The sequence below is a fragment of the Bradyrhizobium sp. USDA 4452 genome, assembly GCF_054063575.1.
In genome coordinates this window covers 4,888,060-4,908,689 of sequence record NZ_JBSSGK010000001.1, presented here as the reverse complement: position 1 = coordinate 4,908,689, position 20,630 = coordinate 4,888,060, and the positions used below count along the sequence as shown (strand labels likewise).

Sequence of the window (20,630 nt, the reverse complement as noted above, 5' to 3'; positions counted from 1 at the left end):
CGACGCCCCTACCCCGCCGGCTGGAACGAGTCCGCGCGCGCCATCGCCCACGCGTCGCGGAAGCGACGGTCCTGGGTGCCTTCGAGCAGCTCGCCGGGGCGCAGTGTCGGATAAAGTTCGGCGAAGGAGGAAACCTCGGTGGTCGAGCTTCGCTGCGAGAAGTGGATCGGACGCAGCTCCTGCGTGTGCTCGAGGCCGGCGGCCGCGAGCAGCTCGGTCAGCGCGTGCAGGGTCGAGTGATGGTAGTTGTAAACGCGCTCGATCTTGCCGGGCACGTAGAGCGCGCGGTTGCGGATCGGGTCCTGCGAGGTGACTCCGGTCGGGCAGCGATCGGTGTGGCAACTCAAGGACTGGATGCAGCCGAGCGCGAACATGAAGCCGCGCGCCGAATTGCACCAGTCGGCGCCGATCGCCATCGCGCGCGCCATGTCGAAGGCGGTCGCGATCTTGCCGGCAGCGCCGATCTTGATGCGATCGCGTGCGCCGATGCCGATCAGCGCATTGTGGACGAAATTGACGCCCTCGCGCATCGGCATGCCCAAATGATCCATGAATTCGAGGGGCGCGGCGCCGGTGCCGCCCTCATTGCCGTCGACCACGATGAAGTCGGGATACAGCCCGCTCTCGTGCATCGCCTTGCAGATCGCCAGGAACTCCCAGGGATGGCCGATGCACATCTTGAAACCGGCCGGCTTGCCGCCCGACAGTTTGCGCATCTGGGTGACGAACTCCATCATCTGCAGCGGCGTCGAGAATGCCCTGTGATAGGCCGGCGAGATGCAGTCCTCGCCCATCGGCACGCCGCGGATCTTGGAAATCTCCTCGGAGACCTTCGCGGCCGGCAGCACGCCGCCATGGCCGGGCTTGGCGCCCTGGCTGATCTTGAGCTCGACCATCTTGATCTGATCGTCGCCCGCGACGCTTGCGAACAGCTCCGGATTGAAGGTGCCGTCACGGTTGCGGCAGCCGAAATAGCCGGAGCCGATCTCCCAGATGATGTCGCCGCCCATCTCGCGGTGATAGGGGCTGACGCCGCCCTCGCCGGTGTCGTGGGCGAAGCCGCCCTTCTTGGCGCCGGCGTTGAGCGCCCGCACCGCGTTCGGGCTGAGCGCGCCGAAGCTCATCGCCGAGATGTTGAAGACCGAGGCCGAATACGGCCTGGTGCAGTCGGGCCCGCCGATGGTGATGCGGAATTTCTCCTCGGCACGCGGCTTCGGCGCCACCGAATGATGCATCCACTCGTAACCCTCGCGGTAGACGTCCTCCTGGGTGCCGAACGGCCGCTTGTCGAGCACCATCTTGGCGCGCTGATAGACCAACGCGCGGGTGTCGCGCGAGAACGGCATGCCGTCCTTCTCGCTCTCGAAGAAATACTGCCGCATCTCCGGGCGGATCTCCTCGAGCAGGAAGCGCATATGCGCCGAGATCGGGTAGTTGCGCAGCACTGCATGGTTCTTCTGCGTCAGGTCGCGGATGCCGAGCAGTGTCAGCGCGCCGAAGATCGCGAGCGGGATGACCACGATCTTGAAGACCTTGTGGTCGAAAATCCCGACCAGCAGCAGCAGTGCGGTGACGACGGCGCAGATCGTCAGCACGATGAAGCGCGGCGAGAACGGAAGCATTATCGTATCCATGGAATCCCCCGGTCTGCCTTGAAGGCCTTGTCGGCGTAAGCCTAATCCAACTCGCGGAACAAGTGCACTACGGTTATACGGCCGAGCAGTCACAGATGTGACAACCGCCCGGATGGGCGGGTGCAGCTGCCGGCAAACTGCAACGCGCCCGCCTTTTGCAGTGCAACGAAGCGGCGCGAGGGGGCATCCTGCCAAAATATTGAAAACAACCCCATGCACAGTAGCGGGCATTCGACGGGGCGACTTGACACGTCGGGCAACTCACCGGCATTATTCCATTATTCCGAAATCCTGCAGACGCCTCTCGCAGTGCCATCACCCGTGCATGCGGGTGATCCAGTATTCCAGAGGCAGCAGTGCTTGAGCCGAGAGGCCGCGGCGTGCTGGATCGTCCGGTCCATGTGTGCAATTGCGCACCGGCCGGCGATGACAGCGGTGGGCGAGGATGTCGCCTCACCGAGGAGAGCACCGTTCGCCTAATGCTGGTGCGGCTGCAATTCGTGCGGAATATGCCGCGCCTTCAGGCCGTCGCCGGCGAGCCAGGCGTTGGTGGTATCGAGGGCGCGGGCGATGTGATCTGAGGTGCGGGAGAAATCGTAGGGCGAGCCGACCAGCGGACACAGCGGCGGCACCACGAAATACTCCACGTCGGAGCCGATGTTCTCGAGCTCGTTGACGAGTTGGCGCGCGATCAGCAGCGTCAGCGCATGCAGCGCATTGGCAAGCGCGCCGGCCGGCGGTGCCTGGTTGGCGCAGGCATGCCCGGTCGGCAGCACGATCAGGCGTTTTGCCCCATGCTTCACGGCGACGCGGACTGGCGTGTTGCTGGAGATCGCGCCGTCGGCGAGGTAGTGATCGCGATAATGCACCGGCGTGAACGCGCCGGGGATCGCGGTCGATGCGACGATCGCCTCGGCGGTGGAGCCTTCCGACAGCACGACGCTGTCGCCGCTGATGATGTCGGTCGTGACGATGTGGAGCGGCAGCCGCGCGTCCTCGAGATGGCGGAACGGGATGTAGTCGTCGATCAGCCTGCGGACGCCGTCATGCGGGATCAGGAAGTCGCGCCGCCACAGGAAGCCCACCAGCGTCCGCCACGTCACCGGAAACACGTCCTGCCGGTTCAGGCCGCGCCAGATCTCGGCCAGCCGCGCCACGCCCGAGACCGTCGGGTCGCCCGCATAGAACGCGCCGTTCAAGGCGCCGACGCTGGAGCCGACCACCATGTCGGCGGCGACGCCATGCGCTGCCAGCGCCTGCAGCATGCCGACCTGGACCGCGCCAAAGCTGCCGCCGCCGGCAAACACGAAGGCGGTCTTCGGGGCATCCGGATCGGTGATGGACAAGGTGCGGCTCCCTGGATCACCGCGTTCGGGAAACGGCTGCGCGGCGTTGGGGGATTTATAGCAGTGAGGGGATGCGCGGCGCTATATCGGGCGTCATTCCGGGGCGATGCGAAGCATCGAGCCCGGAATCCATAACCACAAATGCAAAAGGCTGGAGCCCGATGGGGCCCCAGCCTTCGACAAACAAAGAGCGGTGGTTATGGATTCCGGGCCCATCGCTTCGCGATGTCCCGGAATGACGAAGTGGAAGGAGCCTCAGCGCTCGACGAACGCCTTCTCGATCACGAAGTGACCGGGGGTGTTGCCGCTGCCTTCCTTGAAGCCGCGGGTCTCGAACAGCTGCTTCAGCTCTTCGAGCATCGCCGGGCTGCCGCACATCATGATGCGGTCGGTCTCGATGTCGAGCGGGTCCTGATGCAAATCGGTGAACAGCTGGTTGGAGGTGATCAGGTCGGTGATGCGGCCGCGGTTGCGGAACGGCTCGCGCGTCACCGTCGGGTAATACGAGAGCTTCTCGGACAGCAGCGGCCCGAACAGTTCGTCATCGCGCAGCTTGGCGACCAGCTCCTCGCCATAGGCCAGCTCGGAGACTTGGCGGCAGCCATGCACCAGGAGGATCTGCTCGTAGCGATCATAGACCTCGGGGTCCTTGATCAGGCTGGCGAACGGTGCAAGGCCGGTGCCGGTCGACAGCAGCATCAGCCGCTTGCCGGGGATCAGATTGTCGGTGATCAGCGTGCCGGTCGCCTTGCGGCCGACCAGGATGGTGTCACCCTCGCGAATCTTCTGCAGCTTTGAGGTGAGCGGGCCGTCCTGCACCTTGATCGAGAAGAACTCGAGCTCTTCCTCATGATTGGCGCTCGCCATCGAATAGGCGCGGAGCAGCGGTCGGCCATCGACCTCGAGGCCGATCATGGCAAACTGGCCGTTCTGGAAGCGGAAACCGGAATCGCGGGTGGCTCGGAAGCTGAAAAGCGTATCGGTCCAGTGCTGAACGGAAAGAACTTTCTCTCGATAGAACGCGCTCATGGGTTTTCGTTTTCTCGACTGACCAGATTTAGAATGGTTTGATTTCCAGACTGCTCGCGACGGCGCTGAAGTGGCCGAAATCATTGAAGATCTCGCGTTTCCATTGCGCCAATGCATGACATAGTCAAGATCAACTGGCGTGCAATTGCGATCTCAGAATGGCAGTCGTTCGATTTCGCGCAGAGGTTCAACCGCGACATCGTTAACACGTGACACTGCAGGTAATTTACTTGCTGAGATCGCCGCCGATCTGGCAATTAATTGCTACGAAACTGCGGTGAAGGGAAAATGATCTCGTGGTCCTGCTCAGCCAGCGAATCTTCCTGGAAACCATCAAAAAATATTGTTTGGCGCGCTCGATTGCCGTCGAGGTGCGGTCCGGCGGCTGGCTGGTCATCATGACCAAAGGTGACGCGCGACGGCTTGCGATCGGCTACGACATCGGGCTGAACAGCGCGGTCGCGCATCAGGTCGCCAACGACAAATCGGCCTGCGCCGAGGTGCTGGCATCGGCTGGCGTACCAGCCGTTCCGCACACGCTGTTTCTCGGCGGCAAGCTCAGCAAGCACATCCCGGGATCGGACTCGCGCGATGCGATGCAGCGTCTGCTCGACGAGCATCCGCACGGGCTTGTCGTCAAGCCCAACGAGGGGACCTCCGGCGAGCTCGTCTTCCGCGTCACGACACCGGCGCAACTGGAGACCGCGGTCGCACTCATCCTCGCCGCGCATCCGAGCCTTGCGATCTCGCCTTACATCGAGATCAAGGACGAGGTGCGCGTCGTGCTGCTCGATGATCGCGCGCTGATCGTGTACGGCAAGACGCGGCCGTCGGTGATTGGCGACGGCGTCCATTCCCTGCGCGCGTTGGCGGAGGCGGCCGCGACGGCCGAACAGCTGAAGGCCCTGTCCGAGGATTTCGATGCCGCCGCATTCGACGTCATTCCACCCGCCGGCGAACGGTTTCTGCTCAACTGGCGGCACAACCTCGATGCCGGCGCCGAGCCCGTGCTGCTCACCGATGCCGCGACACGCGAGGTCTGCGTCGCACTCGCGATCAAGGCCGCGCAGGCCGTCGGCATCCGCTTCGCCTCGATCGACGTGGTGCGCGTCGGTGGCGCGTGGCAGGTGCTCGAGGTGAATTCGGGCGTGAAGATGGAAGCGCTGGGCCACCGCCATCCGGCGCTGGTCGAGGCGGCGTATTCGGCGGCGCTGGACGCCGTGTTCGCCTAAGCAGCGTGCGACGGTGCAGCTTGCCGCGATTCAGCGGCTTGCTCATCCCGCTCAAGGGAGTACGCTCACGCGCATTACTCGATCCGGATCCAGATTATGCGCAAACTCCTTTTGAGCGTCCTCACAATCACGGCGTTCGTCGCCGCATTCAATCCTCCTGCCGCCAACGCCGTGTTCTGGCGCGGCGTCACGGCGCCGACGAATATCGACATCCACGGATACCCGATCATCAAGGAGCCACCGCCGAGCCCATGCCAGTTGATCCATGTGAACGGATTCTGGGTCCGGCAGTGCCTGGATTTGTCGCATCGCTATTGGCGGTGAAGCAAGCCGCGGTTCGTCCGGACGGTTCGGGACCGCGTCGGTTGCGAAGAGCCCCTCACCCGGATTGCTTCTGCAGCGCCATCCGGCCTCTCCCGCAAGGTAGAGAGGCCGAATTCACGGCTAAAGCGCGATGAGATTGAGTTGAATCGTCATCGCGCTTTAGCTCCTTGTTTAAGCATGATCTTTTCGGAAAACCGCTTCACACTTTTCCGGATCATGCTCTAGTTGGCACCACCCGCGGAATCGTCGAGCGCCTTGAAGGCCTCTTCGAGCTGCGGCGACAGCGCGACGTTGAGCTTCTCGCCGGTCGGCAGGCGGGCGACGAACCACTTGTTGTAGAGCGGGACGATGTCGCGGTTCGAGGCGAGCTTGCGGAAGGCGCGCTCGACCACGTCCTTCATCTGCGGTTCGCCCTTGCGGTACATGATGCCGTAGGGGTCGTAGGACAGATAATCGCCGGTGACGCGGAACTTGTCCTGCGACTTGTGACGCGCGATCAGGCCGTAGAGCAGGATGTCGTCGGTCGCGAACGCATCCGCCTTGCCGTCGACCAGCATCTGGTAGGACTGCTCGTGGTCGAGCGCCGTCACGATGTTGAGGCCGAGCTGTTGCCTGGCATCGACACTATGCATCGCCTGCTCGTTGGTGGTGCCCTTGGTCACCACCACCGTCTTGCCCTTCAAGTCGGCGACCTGGTTGACGCCCGAGGCCTTGGGCACCATCAGCTTGGTGCCGGCCACGAACATCAGCGGCGAGAACGCGACCTGCTTGCCACGCTCGGAATTCGCCGTGGTCGATCCGCATTCGAGATCGATCTTCTTGTCGATGACCGCCGCAATGCGGTCGTCGGAGGTCACCTTGACGTAGTCGACCTTGAGGTTGGCGTCGTCGACCTCGGCCGCGATCTCATCGACGATCGCATCGCACAGCTCGAGGCTGTAGCCGATCGGCCGGTTGGAGTGGTCGAGGAACGAGAACGGCGGCGAGCTTTCGCGATAGCCGATCCGCACCGCGTGCGTGGCCTTGATGTTGGCGAGCGTGGGGCTGAGCCCCTCGCCCGCCGGCTGTGCGGACACCGGTCCGGCGAGCAGGGCCGCCGCCAGCAGACATGCCGGCAACAGGCATGTCGACAGCAGAGGCAGAGGCGCCTCAGCCCGTACCGGCCTCCAGCGGGCGCGATGCATGCGTCTCTCCCGTCAATGGCCGGCCATCACGGCGCCGGGCACCGCATCCTGCGGCACCGCATCGTCGGGCCCGAGCTCGTGCTCGGCCTTCAGCTCGCCCTCCCACTTCGCGACCACGGCGGTAGCCAGCGAGTTGCCGATCACGTTGGTGGCGCTGCGGCCCATGTCGAGGAAGGTGTCGATGCCCATGATCATCAGCAAACCGGCCTCGGGGATACCGAATTGCGACAGCGTCGAGGCGATCACCACCAGCGACGCGCGCGGCACGCCGGCGACGCCCTTCGAGGTGATCATCAAGGTCGCCAGCATCGCGAGCTGCGTGCCGAGCGACATCTCGATGTGGTAGGTCTGCGCGATGAAGATGCTCGCGAAGGTGCAGTACATCATCGTGCCGTCGAGATTGAAGGAATAGCCGAGCGGCAGCACGAAAGCGGAGATCCGCGAGGAGGCGCCGAACCTGTTCAGCCCCTCCAGCGTCTTCGGGTAGGCCGCCTCCGAGGAGGCGGTCGAGAACGCGATCATCAGCGGTTCGCGGATCAGCCGCAGCAGATGGCTGTAGCGCGGCCCGATCACCACGAAGCCGACCATCACCAGGATGCCCCACAGGATCAGCAGCGACAAATAGAAGCCGCCCATGAAGACGATCAGCTTCCAGAGCACGGCGAGGCCGTTCTTGGAGACGGTTGCCATGATCGCGGCCCACACCGCGAGCGGCGCGAACAGCATCACGTAGCCGGTGACCTTGAGCATGATGTGGGCGAGATCGTCGATCAGGCTCATGATCGGCTTCGATCGCTCAGGCATGGCGCCGAGCGCCACCGCGAAGAACACCGCGAACACCACGATTTGCAGGATCTCGTTCTGCGCCATCGCATCGGCGATCGAGGTCGGGATCAGATGGGTCAGGAACTTCTCGATCGAGAAGGCCGAGACCGGCAGGCCGGTCGACTGCGCCTTGTCGGGCAGCGTGCCGGGGAAATTGGCGCCGGGCTGCAACAGATTGACCATCACGAGGCCGAGCAGCAGCGAAACGAACGAGGCGGAGACGAACCAGCCCATGGTCTTGGCGAAGATGCGCCCGAGCTTGGCACCGCTTCCCATATGGGCGATGCCACCGACGAGGGTCGCGAACACCAGGGGCGCGATGATCATCTTGATCAGGCGCAAGAACAGCATAGCGATCAGGTTGACGTCGGCTGCGATCTCGGCGCGGCTGTCAGGAAAGTAGTTGAAGACGATCGTCCCCATCGCGATGCCAAGGACCATCGCAAGCAGGATGTATTGCGTAAACCTGTTCGACATTCTCTTACCCCCGTAAGTTCCCGGCGAAAGGCAAGTGTGGCAGATTTACGCAGCGACGCAACACGCTTCGCGCCGAGCGGGACTTTGTCGATCTGTTCCCGTTGTGGAATGCCAGCGCGGAGAATAGCGTTCATGCAGCGCACAATCTGTGCAATGAGCTGCGCATGGTGCAGTCAAACTGCATGCGAAACGACCAACGTGAGGGGAGACACCGCCTATGAACGACACCGTCAATCGCCAGATCCTGCTTGTCGAAAAGCCGACCGGCAAGCTCGGCCCCGAGCATTTCCGCCTGACCAAGGGCACGGTCCCCGCGCCGAAGGACGGCGAGGCGCTGGTGCGGACGCGCTACATCTCGCTCGACGCCGCCAACCGCGCCTGGATGCACGGCGCCACCTACCGCGCCGCGGTGGAGGCCAACACCGTGATGGCGGGCGGCAGCATCGCCGAAGTGGTGGCGTCGAACGACCCGAGCCTGAAGCCGGGCGATATCGTGTTCGGCGACACCGGCTGGCAGGACTATGCCGCGGTGCCCGCCAAGCACCTGGCCAAGATGCCGAAGCTCGAGCCGATGACGCATCTGCTGAGCGTCTACGGCATTGCCGGCCTGACCGCCTATTTCGGCCTGCTCCACGTCGGCAAGCCGAAGGGGGGCGAGACCGTGGTGGTGTCGGCGGCCGCCGGCTCGGTTGGCTCGATCGTCGGCCAGATCGCCAAGATCAAGGGCTGCCGCGTGGTCGGCATCGCCGGCGGCAAGGACAAGTGCCACTGGCTGACCTCGGAGCTCGGCTTCGACGCCGCGGTCGACTACAAGGACGGCGCCACCTACAAGGCGCTGCGCGCGGCGGCGCCCAGCGGCATCGACGTCTATTTCGACAATGTCGGCGGCGACATCCTCGAAGCCTGTCTGGCGCAGATGAACAACCGCGGCCGGATCGCCTGCTGCGGCGCGATCTCGCAATATGACGGCGTGCCGTCCGCGCACGGGCCGCGCGGCGTGCCCGGCCTGATCGTGGTGAAGCGGCTGATCATGCAGGGCTTCATCGTGATGGACTACATGGACCAGCGCGACGCCGCACTCGCCGACCTGCAATCCTGGGTCGCCTCGGGCAGGCTCAAGGTCCAGGAAGACGTCATCGACGGCATCGAGAACACGCCGCAGGCGCTGATCGGGCTCTTGGCGGGCGAAAACCGCGGCAAGCGCATGGTGAAGGTGTAGCCATCTTTCTTACCTCTCCCCGCTTGCGGGGAGAGGTCGGATCGCATCGCAAGATGCGATCCGGGTGAGGGGGTACAAGTCTCGCAACTCGTACCGCCTGGCGGAGAGAGCCCCTCACCCAACCCTCTAAGAGCGAGCTTCGCTCGTCTCGACCCCGCAAGAGCGGGGCGAGGGAGTCAATGCACCGTGCCCGATGCCTGCGGTGCGGCTTGCGGCGTCGCCGCCTTGCCGTTCTTCGCCTTGCGCCAGTTCTCGAAATTCTGCACCACGACGAAGAACGCCGGCACGAACAGCACTGCGAGGCAGGTCGAGGCGATCATGCCTGAAAATACGGTGATGCCGATCGACTTGCGGGCGTTGGCGCCGGCGCCGGTCGCGATCACCAGCGGCAGCACGCCGAGGATGAAGGCGAACGACGTCATCAGGATCGGCCGGAACCGGGCGCGCGCCGCGTCGATCGCCGACTCCAGCACCGGCTTGCCGTCGCGGATGTGATGCTCGAGCGCGACCTCCACGATCAGGATCGCGTTCTTGGCCGACAGCGCGATCAGGAGGATGGTGCCGATCTGCGTGTAGAGATTGTTCTCGATCCGGAGCGACGTCAGCACCAGCATCGGCCCGAGCAGCGACAGCGGCACCGCCAGGATCACCGAGATCGGCGCATACCAGCTCTCATATTGTCCGGCGAGCACGAGATAGACCAACAGCAGCGCCAGCGCGAACACGAAGTAGATCTGGCCGCCGACCGCTTTCTCCTGGTACGACATCGCCGTCCACTCATAGCCGGTCCCCGGCGGCAGCGTCTTCGCCGCGATCTCCTCCATCAGCGTCATCGACTGGCCGGAGCTGTAGCCCTGCGACGGCAGGCCGATGATGGTCGCGGACGGATAGAGGTTATAGAGGCTGATCAGCGATGGCCCGACCGACGGCGTGATCCTCGCCACGGTGCCGAGCGGCACCATGTCGCCATTGCTGTTGCGCACCATCATGTTCTCGATGTCGCGCAGCGTCAGGCGGTATTGCGCATCGGCCTGGGTATAGACCTGGAAGGTGCGACCGAACTTGGTGAACTGGTTGACGTAGCTCGCGCCGAGATAGGACGACAGCGTCGAGAATATCTGGTCGGTGGTGACGTGCAGCGTCTCGGTCTTGACGCGGTCGACCTGGACGTCGAACTGCGGCACCATCGAGCGGAACGAGGACTGCACCCGTTGCAGCGCGCTTTGGGTCTGCGCATTGCTGACGACGGCGCCGGTCACCGCCTGCAGCTTGCCGTAGTCGGCGTTGCCGTCACGGAGCTGCACCTGCATGGCAAAGCCGGCGGCATTGCCGATGCCCTGGATCGGCGGCGGCGGGATCACCAGGATCCGCGCCTCCGGAATCACCGCCAGCTTGTCGTTAAGCCCGTAGACCAGCGAGCGCAGGTCCTCGCCGGGGCCGCGGGCGCCCCAATCCTTCAGGATCACATAGGCGACGCCGGCATTGGCGAGGCTCGACGAGTTGTCGAGCGCGGAGATGCCGGCGATGGTGACCACCTGCTCGACACCCGGCGTGTTGCGGGCGATCTCGGTGACCTGGTCGAGCACCCGCTGGGTGCGATCGATCGCGGCGCCGTCTGGCAGCTGCACCGCGGCCAAGAGATAGCCCTGGTCCTCGATCGGAATGAAGCCGGTCGGCACCCGTGACAGGCCGTAGCCGGCAATTCCGATCAGGACCAGCGCGACGAGCACCGAGGTCCTGGCGTGGCCGGCAATGCTGCCAATGATCCGGGTGTAGCCGCGCTCGACCCGGTCATAGACCGCATTGAAGCCGCGATAGAAGAAATTACGCTGCTCAGGCGGCACCGGCGGACGCAGCCACAGCGCGCATTGCGTCGGCTTCAGGGTCGCAGCGTTGACGGCGCTGAGCAGCGCGGTCGCGGCGATGACAAGCGCGAATTGCGCGTACATCCGGCCGGTCAGCCCCGGCAGGAAGGCCGCGGGCAGGAACACCGAGATCAGCACCAAGGTGATGCCGACGATCGGCGCGAACAATTCGTCCATCGCCTTGATCGCGGCATCATGCCCGGACATGCCGCGCTCGATATTGTGCGCGGCGCCTTCCACCACCACGATGGCATCGTCGACCACGATGCCGATCGCCAGCACGATCGCAAACAGCGTCGACAGGTTGATGGTGAAGCCGAGCGCGGCCATCGCCGCGAAGGCGCCGATGATGGTGACCGGCACCGTGGTCGCGGGCACCAGCATCGCCCGCCAGTCCTGCAGGAACACCAGGATCACGACCAGCACCAAGAGGCCGGCCTCGATCAGCGTCCGGTAGACCTCGTCGATCGAGGCCTGGACGAATTTGGTGGTGTCGAACGGGGTGTCGTATTTGATGTCCTGCGGGAACTGCTTGGCGAGTTGCGCCACCTTCTTCTGCACTTCCTTCTCGACCTGCAGCGCGTTGGCGCCCGGCGACAGGAACACGCCGATGCCGGTGGCCGGCTTCTGGTTGAGCGAGAACACCTGGCTGTAGGTCTGCGCGCCGAGCTCGACCGAGCCGAGGTCGCGGACCCGGATGACGTCGCCGACATTGCCGGTCTTGACGATGATGTTCTCGAACTGGCTCGCATCGTCGAGCCGGCCGTTGACGTTCAGCGTGTACTGGAACGCCTGTCCCTGCGGCGCGGGCGGCGCGCCGACCTGCCCCGCGGTGACCTGCTGGCTCTGCTGCTGGATCGCCTGGACGACGTCCTGCGGCATCAGCCCGCGCGCCTGCAGCTTGTTCGGGTCGAGCCACACCCGCATCGAATATTGTCCGGCGCCGAACACGGTGACGTTGCCGACGCCGGGCAGACGCGACAGCTCGTCGCGGATGTTGATGGTGGCATAGTTCGACAGGAACAGGCTGTCGTAGGTCTTGTTCGGCGAGGTCAGGGTCACGAACAGCAGGATCGAGGTCGAGCGCTTCTGCACCGTGACGCCCTGGTTCTGCACCGCGGTCGGCAGCTGCGACAGCGCCGAGGAGACCCGGTTCTGCACCAGCACCTGCGCGAAGTTGAGGTCGGTGCCGATCTTGAAGGTCACGGTCAGCGTGTAGGTGCCGTCGGCGCCGCTGTAGGACTGCATGTAGAGCATGTCCTCGACGCCGTTGACCTGCTGCTCGATCGGCAGCGCCACGGTGTCGATCACGGTCTTTGCCGAGGCGCCGGGATAGCGCGTCGTCACCTGGACGGTCGGCGGCACCACGTCGGGATATTGCGCGACCGCGAGATTGAACAGCGCGACGCCGCCGATCAGGATCATCAGGATCGCGATGACGTTGGAAAGCACCGGCCGCTCGATGAAGAATTTCGAGATCATGGCGCGTTACGTCCTATTTGGTCGCTGCCGGCGCCGCGTCGGCCTTCTGCATCTGCGGATCGACCTTCTGCCCCGGGATCGCGCGCAACAATCCGGCGGTGACGACGCGGTCATCGGCCTTCAGTCCGCTCTCGATGACGCGCAGGCCGTCGTCGAGCGGACCGGTCGTGACCTTGCGCTGCTCGACCAAATTGTCGGCATTGACGACCAGCACGTAGCGGCCGCTCTGGTCGCTGCCGATCGCAACATCAGGTACCAGCAGCGCGTTGTCCTGCTTGTCGATCGGCACGCGAACGCGGACATAGAAGCCTGGCAGCAGCACCCGATCCGGATTGGGCACCAGGCCGCGGACGGCGAGCGTTCCGGTCGATTGGGTGACGGTCGGCGACAGATAATCGAGCTTGCCCTTGTGCGGATAGCCGGTCTCGGTCTGCAGCCCGACCTCGATCGGCAGCTGCCTGAGATCGTTGAACGTCAAGCCGCGGCGGCGCGCCTCGTCGCGCACCCGCTGCACGTCCTGCTCATTGACGTTGAAATTCACGTAGATCGGGTCGAGCTGCACAATGGTGGCAAGCTGGGTCGGCGAAGCCACGCCGACCAGTTCGCCGACCGAGACCAGATGGTTGCTGACGATGCCGTCGAACGGCGCGGCGACGTTGGTGTAGCCGTAATTGACCGCGGCGATCTTGGTGTTGACCTGGGCCTGCTGCAGATTGGCCTGGGCGTTGTCCCGCGCCGAGGTCGAGCTGTCCAGGGTCGACTGCGAGACCGCCTGGCGCTGCACCAGATCGGTCTGCCGCTTGAAGTCGGCCTCGGCCTGCTTCAGCGTCGCCTGCGCGCCGACTTCCGCGGCCTGCGCCTGCTCCAGCTTCAGCTTGTAGGTCTCCGGCTCGATCGTGAACAGGGTGGTCCCCTCCTTCACCGGCGAGCCGTCCTGATAGTTGATCGACTGCAGAAAACCCTGCACGCGCGCGACCAGATCGACGGTCTTGATCGGCGCGGTGTTTCCGGTGGCGTCGAGATAGCGCGTGATGGCGCGCTGCACCGGCGATGCGACGTCGACCTTGGGCGGCGGCGGCGCAACAAAACTGTTTTGCTCGCAGGCACTTAAACTGACAAGGGCGGCTATGATGAACGCGATGCGCACAAACGGCGCATTTCGCAGCCGCACAAAATCGCTCTGACTGAAATGTGCCGACGCGCGCGCATGCCTCATTTCCGAGCCTCAACTCAAATGACAAAATTCTGATATCGAAGTGAGCAAAAAATCAGCCGGCCTCTTCCATAGCAACAATCCGCTTGCAGCGGAACTCGAAAGCGAAAATGATGTCGCTCGCGAAGGTTGTTAGAGCAAAGTAATTTCAGACTCGGTTCAGTTGAGCCGGAGGCTTCCGGCGCGACAAGAGGATTTTTTCAAATGATCAACGCGTTGACACGTGCAACGAGGCTCTCCGCATGGCTAGCGCTTGCGGCATTGATGAGCACATCACCGGCCTTGTCGCAAGCGCCGACCCAGGCGCAGCGCGACGCCATCAAGTCGCAATGCCGCAACGATTACATCGCACACTGCTCCAGCGTGCCGCCCGGTGGCGAAGCGTCACTGCAATGCCTGCAGAAGAACATGGCAAGCCTTGGCCCCGGCTGCGCCAGCGCCGTGAAGGCCGTGGAAGCGCCAAGCGCGGCACCCGCAGCAGCCAAGACCGACGCGGCGACGGCGGCCAAGCCCGCGGAGACGGCGGCGCCAAAGGCCGCGGCAGGAAAGCCGAGCAGCGCGCAGATCTCCGCGATCCGCAGCGCGTGCCGCTCCGATTATCCCAAGGTCTGCGCGGGCGTGCCGACCGGCGGTGCGCCGGCGCTGCAGTGCCTCGAAAAGAACAAGGACAAGCTTTCGCCGGCCTGCGAGAGGGCCGTGGCGGCGGCGGGCGCCGGTGGCGCCGCGCCGGCCGCGGGTGCCGCGACCGCGACAGCACCGGCCGCGGCTCCGTCGGCGATCATGTTGCGGCCGCTGCGGCCACGCGAAGAGCTGTTCGTGCTGCGCTCGGCCTGCGGCGCCGACGTCCGCTCGATCTGCGGCGGCGTCCAGCCCGGCGGCGGGCGGATCGTGCAGTGCCTCGCAACCAATGCCGGCTCGCTCTCGCCTGCGTGCCGCGACGTGCTGGCGACGTTCGCGGCGCGCTGATCCCGTTGTCACGCGACTGGCCGGAAAAGGGAGCGATCGATGCTGCGTCTTGTCCTGATCGCCGCGCTGCTGTGCGGCTCAACCGCCGTCTACGCCCAGGAGCTGACGGCGGCGCAACGCGACGCCTGCATGGGCGACTACCAGAAGTTCTGCAAAAGCGTGACGCCCGGCGGCGGGCGCATCATCGCCTGTCTCGCCAAGCAGAGCGACAAGCTGACGCCCGCCTGCAAGAAGGTGCTTGCGGAAGCTGAGAAGAAATAGCCGCTCAGGCGGTGAGACGACAGGTGCCCGGCGCTTGGCCGGGCACGGAACCGCAGCACTTTCGTTGTCACTCACAGGCCAACCAACCTCACCCCGGGAGAGGGAATGATGCGCTCATTATTGCTGATCGCTGCGGCCCTGCTGTCCTTTGCCGCGACCATGACCTTCGAGTCCTCCGATGCCAACGCCGTGGTTTGCGCGCGCGGCGTCTATCGCGCCGGATGCGCCGGCTATCGCGGTGCGGCCGTCGTCCGAAGGCCGGCCGTCGTCGGCTGCCGCTGGGTATGGGTCGGCGGGGTCAAGGTTCGCCGCTGCTACTGAGCCTTTCAGCCTCACGCGGGTAGCCACCGCGCGCATTTTCCCTCTGGCGTTCCCGCCGGAGGGCGACTAGTCTGCACCCAAATTGTAAGTACACTGTCAATCTGGGAGGCAGACGTTGCGGATCGCCGTGATCGGTGGAGGGCCCGGTGGGCTCTATTTCGCCTATCTCTGGAAGAAGCGTCATCCTGACGCCGAGATCGATCTGTTCGAGCAGAACGCGGCCGGCGCCACCTGGGGCTTCGGCGTGGTGTTCTCCGAGCAGGCGCTGGACTTCCTGCGCGCCGACGACCCCGAGACGGTCGACGCCATCACCCCGAGGATGGAGAGCTGGAAGAACATCACCCTCAATCTGCGCGGCGAGAGCGTGGAGATCGACGGCGTCGGGTTCTCCTCGATCGGCCGGCTGGCGCTGCTGACGATCCTGCAGGAACGCGCGCGCAGCACCGGCGTCACGCCGCGCTTCGACACCATGGTGCAATCGGTCGACGAACTCAGGGGCTACGACCTGATCGTCGCCGCCGACGGGCTGAACTCGATGATCCGCCGCGGCCATGAGGCCGCGTTCGGTGCGTCGGTCACGCATTCGACCAACAAATTCGCCTGGTACGGCACCACCAAAGCCTTCGCGACGCTGTCGCAGACCTTCGTCGCGACCGACATCGGCTGCTTCAATGCCCATCACTACCGCTATGCCAAGGACATGAGCACCTTCCTGGTCGAGTGCGACGCCGCGACCTGGGCGGCCTACGGCTTTGCCGACAAGACGATCGAAGAATCACAAGCGATCTGCGAACAGGTGTTCTCAGCGACCTTGGATGGTCACAAGCTGATCTCGAACAAATCGGTGTGGCGCAATTTCCCGTGGATCTGGAACGAGCGCTGGTCGCACGGCAACATGGTGCTGATCGGCGACGCGCTGCATTCCGCGCATTTCTCGATCGGCTCCGGCACGCGGCTTGCGATCGAGGACGCGATCGCGCTGACCAAGGCGCTGGAGTCCGAAAGCGGCATCACCGCCGCGCTTGCCCGTTATGAGAGCGAGCGCAAGCCGATCGTCAAGAAGCTCGTCACCGCGGCGCGGACCAGCGCCGACTGGTACGAGCATTTCCCCGCGCACATGCAGCGCGACCTGATGGATTTCGCCTACAGCTACATCACCCGCTCCGGCCGGATCGACGACGCGCGGCTGCGCGCGATGTCGCCCGGCTTCATGGCCCGCTATGAGGCCGCAAAGGGACGCTCATGACGAGGATCGCCGACCTGGTTCCGCAGGACAATCCCGGTTCGCGCGAGATCGGCTTTGCGATCCCCGAGCGCTACAATGCGAGCCGCATCCTGTTCGACAATCTCGGCAACGGCAACGCCGAACGCCTGGCGCTGACCGGTCCCGCCGGCACGCGCACCTATCGCGAGCTCTGCGCCGACGCGGCGCGCTGGGGCCACGCCTTCCAGTCACTGGGACTGACGCGCGGCGATCGCGTGCTGCTGTTCCTCGACGACACGCCGGCCTATCCGGCGGCGTTCTTCGGCGCGGTGCGCGCCGGTTTCGTGCCGCTGCTGATCAACACCCTGACGACGCCGGAGCTGCTGCAATTCTATCTGTCCGACGCCGGCGCGCAGGTCGCCGTCACCGATGCCGAGTTCTGTTCGCGCTTCAACGCCGAGGCCTGCAGGGACACGCCGCTGCGCACGCTGGTCGTGGTCAATGGCAACGCCGGCGACCACGCGGTTGCCGAAGCGCGCAACGCCGGCGACTGGCTGCATGCGTTTCCGACCGAGCTCGACGCGGCCGACACCCATCGCAACGAAATGGCGTTCTGGATGTATTCGTCGGGCTCGACCGGCCGCCCAAAGGGCATCGTGCATCTGCAGCACGATATGGCCTATAGCGAGCTCGCCTTCGCCCGCAACGTGCTGAAGCTTCAGCCCGGCGACATCTGCTTCTCGGTGCCGAAGATCTTCTTCGCCTACGGCTTCGGCAATTCGATCACGTTTCCCTTCTCGGTCGGCGCCGCGACGCTGCTGCTGCCGGGCCAGCCCAAGCCCGCCGCGATCTTTGCGGCGATCGCGCAGTATCGCCCGACCGTGTTCTTCGGCCTGCCGACGCTCTACATCACCCTGACCAAGGCCGAAGGCGCCGAGCAGGCTGATTTCTCCTCGCTGCGGATGGCGGTCTCGGCGGCCGAGGTGCTGTCGGCCGAGGTGTTCAACGGCTGGAAGCGGCTCACCGGGCTCGAGATCATCGAAGGCCTCGGCTCGACCGAGGTGCTGCACGTCTATCTCAGCAACCGCGCGGAGCGGAAGAAACTCGGCGCCGCGGGCCTGCGCGTGCCTGGCTACGAGATCATGCTGCGCGACAGCGACGGCCGCGAGGTCGGCGACGATGAGGAAGGCATTTTGTGGGTGCGCGGCGATTCCGCGACGCCGCTGTACTGGAACCGGCCGGACAAGACCGCCGAGACCGTGCGCGAGGACGGCTGGATCTACACCGGCGACCGCTTCATCCGCGACAGCGACGGTTTCCACTTCTTCCGCGGCCGCGCCGACGACCTGGTCAAGATCTCCGGTCAGTGGGTCTACCCACTGGAGGTCGAGCTCTGCCTCGCCGATCACCCAGACGTCCGCGAATGCGCCGTCTATGCCGCCGAGCTGCCGGACCGCCGCATGACGCTGCGGGCCGTGGTTGTCATGAACAAGGCCGGCTTCGAAACCGACGAGGCGACGCGGCGGCTGCAGGATTACGTCAAGACGAAGCTGCTGCCGTACAAATATCCGCGCGAGGTGAAGTTCGTCGACGAGCTCCCGAAGACCGGCACGGGGAAGATCGATCGCCAGGCCGTGATGCGAATGTGAGGGCGCGACGCTGTTGCGGCACATTCGGCGTCGTCCCGGTGAAGGCCGGGACGACGGGTGTGGGGCTGTTAATTCCCCAATCCCGTTCCACCATACAGCCACGCAATATCGTCGCACCACTCTTCCTGCGACTTCGTACTCATGATCGCATTGCGGATGCGGGCGTGCTCGCCGGCGGGGTGGTAGACATGCTCGCCGATCGCGCGGGACATCAGCTGCACGCGCGCGGTGCGCGGGAAACGCTGCGCGCGATACGCATCGAGCGCCGTCGCCTGGTCATGGTGGCTGGCCAGCATGTGCGACAGGCACACCGCGTCCTCCATCGCCTGGCAGGCGCCCTGCGCGAAATATTGCAGCATCGGATGCGCGGCGTCGCCGAGCAGCACCACGCGGCCGTCGATCCAGCGCTCGGTCGGGTCGCGGTCGCACAGCACCCAGAGCTTCCAGTTGGTGCCGTGGCGGATGATGTTCTGCGCCCGCTCGTGGACGTGGGTAAATCCCTTCATCACCTCGTCCTCGGAGACCGGCTTGCCGGCGACCGGCTCCGGCGCATCGTTGTGATAGGTGACGACGAGGTTGAACACCTTCCAGCCCGACAGCGGGTAATGCACGATGTGGCATTTCGGCCCGGCCCACAGCGTGGCCGCATTCCAGCGCAGATCTTCCGGCATCTGCTCGGTCGGGATCACGGAGCGATAGGTGGTGTGGCCGGAGACGCGCGGCGCGCCGTCCGCCGTCACCTGCTTGCGGATGTTCGACCACAACCCGTCGGCGCCGATCAGCAGGCGTCCGGTGATGCGCTCGCCACTGGCGAGCCTTGCGGTCACCGATAAGCCATCCTGCTCGTAGCCGACAACTTCGCTGGATACGCGCAGCTCGATCAATTCATGGTTCTGGCAGGCGCGCAGGAACACGCCGTGCAAATCGCCGCGATGCACGACAGCATAGGGATTGCCGAACCGCGCCCGAAAACTATCGCCGAGATCGATATGGGTGATCTCATCGGCGGTCAGCGCATCCATCAGCCGCAGCTGGTCGATATAAACAGCCATGTTGCGCGCGGCTTCGCCGACGCCGAGATAGTCGAAGGCGTGGAACGCGTTCGGCCCAAGCTGGATGCCGGCGCCGATCTCGCCGAGCGCTGCGGCCTTCTCCAGCAGGATTGAGCGAATGCCCTTCTGCGCGAGGCCGAGCGCGACGGCGAGACCGCCGATGCCGCCGCCTGCGATCAGGACCGGCTTGCCCTCCGCCATCAGCCCGACCTCCCGAGATGTTCCAGCGCGTCCTCGGCGCGCAGCGGCACCCGGGACGCCTCGTTGTTGAGGTCGACCAGTTGGGTCAAGAGCGAGAGAAGCGTCTTGCGGTCGGCCGGCTTCAGCGGCTGCAGCATGCGCGCCTGCGCCTTGTCGACCGAGGGCATGATGTCGCTCAGCACTGCGGCACCGGCCTTGGTGAGGTAGAGCAGCTTGACGCGCTTGTCCTCGGGCGCGGGCTTGCGCACGACGAATTCCTTGACCTCGAGCCGCTCGATCACATTGCCGAGCGTGGAGCGGTCGAACGCGATCACGGCGGAGAGCCTTGTGGCGTCGATGCCGGGGTGGGTCGAGATCGCGACCAGCGCGGCATATTGAACCGGCGTCAGGTCGAACGCCTTGCACTCCTCGATGAACAGCGCGACCGCGATCTGCTGCATGCGGCGGAACAGATAGCCGGGCGCGGTGTAGACCGCGTCCATGGTGACGGGCGTTGGCTTGCTATTCGGCATCGGGTTGCCTGTCCGGGGCGGCGTCGGCGAACGCCTTGACTTGTTTTGCCGCCGCTTCGGCCTTGAGCAGGCGCGGATAGGCCGACACGTCGACGCCGAAGCGCCGCGCATTGGCGAGCTGCGGCACCAGGCAGAGATCGGCAAGCGTCGGCGCATCGCCGAAGCAGAACGGCCCGGCCTCCTCGGCGATCAGGGTTTCGCAGGCCGAAAGGCCTTCGCGGTTGGCCCAGGCCGCCCACGCCGTCACCTGTTCCTCGGGCAGGCCGAGCTTGCGCAGCCGCGCCAGCACCTTCAAATTCTGCACCGGATGGGTGTCGCAGGCGATCGCCTGTGCAAAGGCCCGCACTTTTGCGCGCCGCAACGGATCCTTCGGCAACAGCGGCGGATTGGGGTTGGTCTCGTCGAGCCATTCGATGATCGCGAGCGACTGGGTGAGGATCGCGCCGGCGTCGCTCTCCAGGGTCGGCACCAGCCCCTGCGGATTGATCGCGAGATAGGCCGGCGCGCATTGCTCGCCCTTGCGCAGATGATGCGGCAGATGCTCGGGCGTCAGCCCCTTCAGATTGAGGGCGATCCGGACCCGGTAGGACGCGCTGCTCCGGAAATAGCCATGCAGCTTCATCGGAATCTCCCT

General features: G+C 64.9%; 18 protein-coding genes. 8 read left to right on the top strand and 10 right to left on the bottom strand.

The genetic code is table 11. The annotated features are described in order from the left end of the window. Nucleotides 1–8: 8 nt before the first annotated feature. The 3 genes from ACVISU_RS23525 to ACVISU_RS23515 form a co-directional block, all read right to left on the bottom strand. Complete coding sequence (locus ACVISU_RS23525) at nt 9–1,634, bottom strand: FMN-binding glutamate synthase family protein (RefSeq protein ID WP_456708464.1); 1,626 nt, start codon at nt 1,632–1,634, stop codon at nt 9–11. A gap of 476 nt (nt 1,635–2,110) precedes the next feature. Further along, on the bottom strand, nt 2,111–2,980 hold the full coding sequence (locus tag ACVISU_RS23520; protein WP_083991986.1) for a patatin-like phospholipase family protein: 870 nt from the start codon (nt 2,978–2,980) through the stop codon (nt 2,111–2,113). A 255-nt stretch (nt 2,981–3,235) separates the two neighbouring features. Beyond that, nucleotides 3,236–4,009 (bottom strand): ferredoxin--NADP reductase, encoded by a 774-nt coding sequence (locus ACVISU_RS23515; RefSeq protein ID WP_063695255.1) that lies wholly within the window; start codon nt 4,007–4,009, stop codon nt 3,236–3,238. Nucleotides 4,010–4,305: 296 nt separating this feature from the next. Between ACVISU_RS23515 and ACVISU_RS23510 the strand changes: the two genes are divergently transcribed. Together ACVISU_RS23510 and ACVISU_RS23505 are read left to right on the top strand one after the other, a co-directional pair. Continuing rightward, complete coding sequence (locus ACVISU_RS23510) at nt 4,306–5,241, top strand: ATP-grasp domain-containing protein (RefSeq protein ID WP_456708463.1); 936 nt, start codon at nt 4,306–4,308, stop codon at nt 5,239–5,241. Between the two features lie 111 nt (nt 5,242–5,352). Then, a complete protein-coding gene (locus ACVISU_RS23505; RefSeq protein WP_456708462.1) occupies nt 5,353–5,565 on the top strand; it encodes a hypothetical protein in 213 nt (70 codons plus the stop codon). A gap of 221 nt (nt 5,566–5,786) precedes the next feature. Here the strand turns inward: ACVISU_RS23505 and ACVISU_RS23500 are convergent, their stop codons facing one another. Together ACVISU_RS23500 and ACVISU_RS23495 are read right to left on the bottom strand one after the other, a co-directional pair. Further along, nucleotides 5,787–6,749 (bottom strand): amino acid ABC transporter substrate-binding protein, encoded by a 963-nt coding sequence (locus ACVISU_RS23500; RefSeq protein ID WP_456708461.1) that lies wholly within the window; start codon nt 6,747–6,749, stop codon nt 5,787–5,789. A 12-nt stretch (nt 6,750–6,761) separates the two neighbouring features. Beyond that, on the bottom strand, nt 6,762–8,051 hold the full coding sequence (locus ACVISU_RS23495; RefSeq protein WP_050403811.1) for a dicarboxylate/amino acid:cation symporter: 1,290 nt from the start codon (nt 8,049–8,051) through the stop codon (nt 6,762–6,764). A 217-nt stretch (nt 8,052–8,268) separates the two neighbouring features. On the opposite strand from ACVISU_RS23495, the gene ACVISU_RS23490 reads away from it, so the two are divergent. Then, nucleotides 8,269–9,270 (top strand): NADP-dependent oxidoreductase, encoded by a 1,002-nt coding sequence (locus ACVISU_RS23490; protein WP_456708460.1) that lies wholly within the window; start codon nt 8,269–8,271, stop codon nt 9,268–9,270. Nucleotides 9,271–9,446: 176 nt separating this feature from the next. Here ACVISU_RS23490 and ACVISU_RS23485 read toward each other — a convergent pair whose 3' ends face one another. Then, on the bottom strand, nt 9,447–12,617 hold the full coding sequence (locus tag ACVISU_RS23485) for an efflux RND transporter permease subunit (protein ID WP_456708459.1): 3,171 nt from the start codon (nt 12,615–12,617) through the stop codon (nt 9,447–9,449). 13 nt (nt 12,618–12,630) lie between these two features. Next, the gene (locus ACVISU_RS23480; RefSeq protein ID WP_456708458.1) at nt 12,631–13,833 is read right to left on the bottom strand and encodes an efflux RND transporter periplasmic adaptor subunit; all 1,203 of its coding nucleotides are present in this window, start codon (nt 13,831–13,833) and stop codon (nt 12,631–12,633) included. A gap of 201 nt (nt 13,834–14,034) precedes the next feature. Here ACVISU_RS23480 and ACVISU_RS23475 point away from each other — a divergent pair, with 201 nt between their 5' ends. The 5 genes from ACVISU_RS23475 (at nt 14,035) to ACVISU_RS23455 (ending at nt 18,231) form a co-directional block, all read left to right on the top strand. Continuing rightward, nucleotides 14,035–14,796, top strand: a complete 762-nt coding sequence (locus tag ACVISU_RS23475; protein WP_456708457.1) for a cysteine rich repeat-containing protein — start codon at nt 14,035–14,037, stop codon at nt 14,794–14,796. Between the two features lie 39 nt (nt 14,797–14,835). After that, the gene (locus ACVISU_RS23470) at nt 14,836–15,057 is read left to right on the top strand and encodes a cysteine rich repeat-containing protein (protein ID WP_456708456.1); all 222 of its coding nucleotides are present in this window, start codon (nt 14,836–14,838) and stop codon (nt 15,055–15,057) included. Nucleotides 15,058–15,165: 108 nt separating this feature from the next. Continuing rightward, on the top strand, nt 15,166–15,378 hold the full coding sequence (locus tag ACVISU_RS23465) for a hypothetical protein (protein ID WP_050403806.1): 213 nt from the start codon (nt 15,166–15,168) through the stop codon (nt 15,376–15,378). 115 nt (nt 15,379–15,493) lie between these two features. Continuing rightward, nucleotides 15,494–16,624, top strand: coding sequence for an FAD-dependent monooxygenase (locus ACVISU_RS23460; RefSeq protein ID WP_456708455.1), 1,131 nt, complete (start codon nt 15,494–15,496; stop codon nt 16,622–16,624). After that, nucleotides 16,621–18,231, top strand: coding sequence for a benzoate-CoA ligase family protein (locus ACVISU_RS23455; protein ID WP_456708454.1), 1,611 nt, complete (start codon nt 16,621–16,623; stop codon nt 18,229–18,231). Before ACVISU_RS23460 ends, ACVISU_RS23455 begins: the two co-directional genes overlap by 4 nt. Nucleotides 18,232–18,299: 68 nt before the next feature. Here the strand turns inward: ACVISU_RS23455 and ACVISU_RS23450 are convergent, their stop codons facing one another. From ACVISU_RS23450 to maiA, 3 genes are read right to left on the bottom strand one after another with little or no spacing between them, the layout of a single operon-like run. Further along, complete coding sequence (locus tag ACVISU_RS23450) at nt 18,300–19,484, bottom strand: 3-hydroxybenzoate 6-monooxygenase (RefSeq protein WP_456708453.1); 1,185 nt, start codon at nt 19,482–19,484, stop codon at nt 18,300–18,302. Continuing rightward, complete coding sequence (locus ACVISU_RS23445; RefSeq protein WP_050403802.1) at nt 19,484–19,996, bottom strand: MarR family winged helix-turn-helix transcriptional regulator; 513 nt, start codon at nt 19,994–19,996, stop codon at nt 19,484–19,486. Before ACVISU_RS23445 ends, ACVISU_RS23450 begins: the two co-directional genes overlap by 1 nt. Then, complete coding sequence (gene maiA / locus ACVISU_RS23440; protein ID WP_456708452.1) at nt 19,986–20,618, bottom strand: maleylacetoacetate isomerase; 633 nt, start codon at nt 20,616–20,618, stop codon at nt 19,986–19,988. Before maiA ends, ACVISU_RS23445 begins: the two co-directional genes overlap by 11 nt. Nucleotides 20,619–20,630: the final 12 nt, after the last annotated feature.

Excerpts from the sequence above, each read along its gene's own strand:
- ACVISU_RS23490 (WP_456708460.1), top strand. The coding sequence starts at position 8,269 with ATGAACGACACCGTCAATCGCCAGATCCTGCTTGTCGAAAAGCCGACC.
- ACVISU_RS23480 (WP_456708458.1), bottom strand. The coding sequence starts at position 13,833 with ATGAGGCATGCGCGCGCGTCGGCACATTTCAGTCAGAGCGATTTTGTG.
- ACVISU_RS23465 (WP_050403806.1), top strand. The coding sequence starts at position 15,166 with ATGCGCTCATTATTGCTGATCGCTGCGGCCCTGCTGTCCTTTGCCGCG.
- ACVISU_RS23475 (WP_456708457.1), top strand. The coding sequence starts at position 14,035 with ATGATCAACGCGTTGACACGTGCAACGAGGCTCTCCGCATGGCTAGCG.
- maiA (WP_456708452.1), bottom strand. The coding sequence starts at position 20,618 with ATGAAGCTGCATGGCTATTTCCGGAGCAGCGCGTCCTACCGGGTCCGG.
- ACVISU_RS23525 (WP_456708464.1), bottom strand. The coding sequence starts at position 1,634 with ATGGATACGATAATGCTTCCGTTCTCGCCGCGCTTCATCGTGCTGACG.
- ACVISU_RS23485 (WP_456708459.1), bottom strand. The coding sequence starts at position 12,617 with ATGATCTCGAAATTCTTCATCGAGCGGCCGGTGCTTTCCAACGTCATC.
- ACVISU_RS23450 (WP_456708453.1), bottom strand. The coding sequence starts at position 19,484 with ATGGCGGAGGGCAAGCCGGTCCTGATCGCAGGCGGCGGCATCGGCGGT.
- ACVISU_RS23495 (WP_050403811.1), bottom strand. The coding sequence starts at position 8,051 with ATGTCGAACAGGTTTACGCAATACATCCTGCTTGCGATGGTCCTTGGC.
- ACVISU_RS23470 (WP_456708456.1), top strand. The coding sequence starts at position 14,836 with ATGCTGCGTCTTGTCCTGATCGCCGCGCTGCTGTGCGGCTCAACCGCC.
- ACVISU_RS23455 (WP_456708454.1), top strand. The coding sequence starts at position 16,621 with ATGACGAGGATCGCCGACCTGGTTCCGCAGGACAATCCCGGTTCGCGC.
- ACVISU_RS23500 (WP_456708461.1), bottom strand. The coding sequence starts at position 6,749 with ATGCATCGCGCCCGCTGGAGGCCGGTACGGGCTGAGGCGCCTCTGCCT.
- ACVISU_RS23515 (WP_063695255.1), bottom strand. The coding sequence starts at position 4,009 with ATGAGCGCGTTCTATCGAGAGAAAGTTCTTTCCGTTCAGCACTGGACC.
- ACVISU_RS23445 (WP_050403802.1), bottom strand. The coding sequence starts at position 19,996 with ATGCCGAATAGCAAGCCAACGCCCGTCACCATGGACGCGGTCTACACC.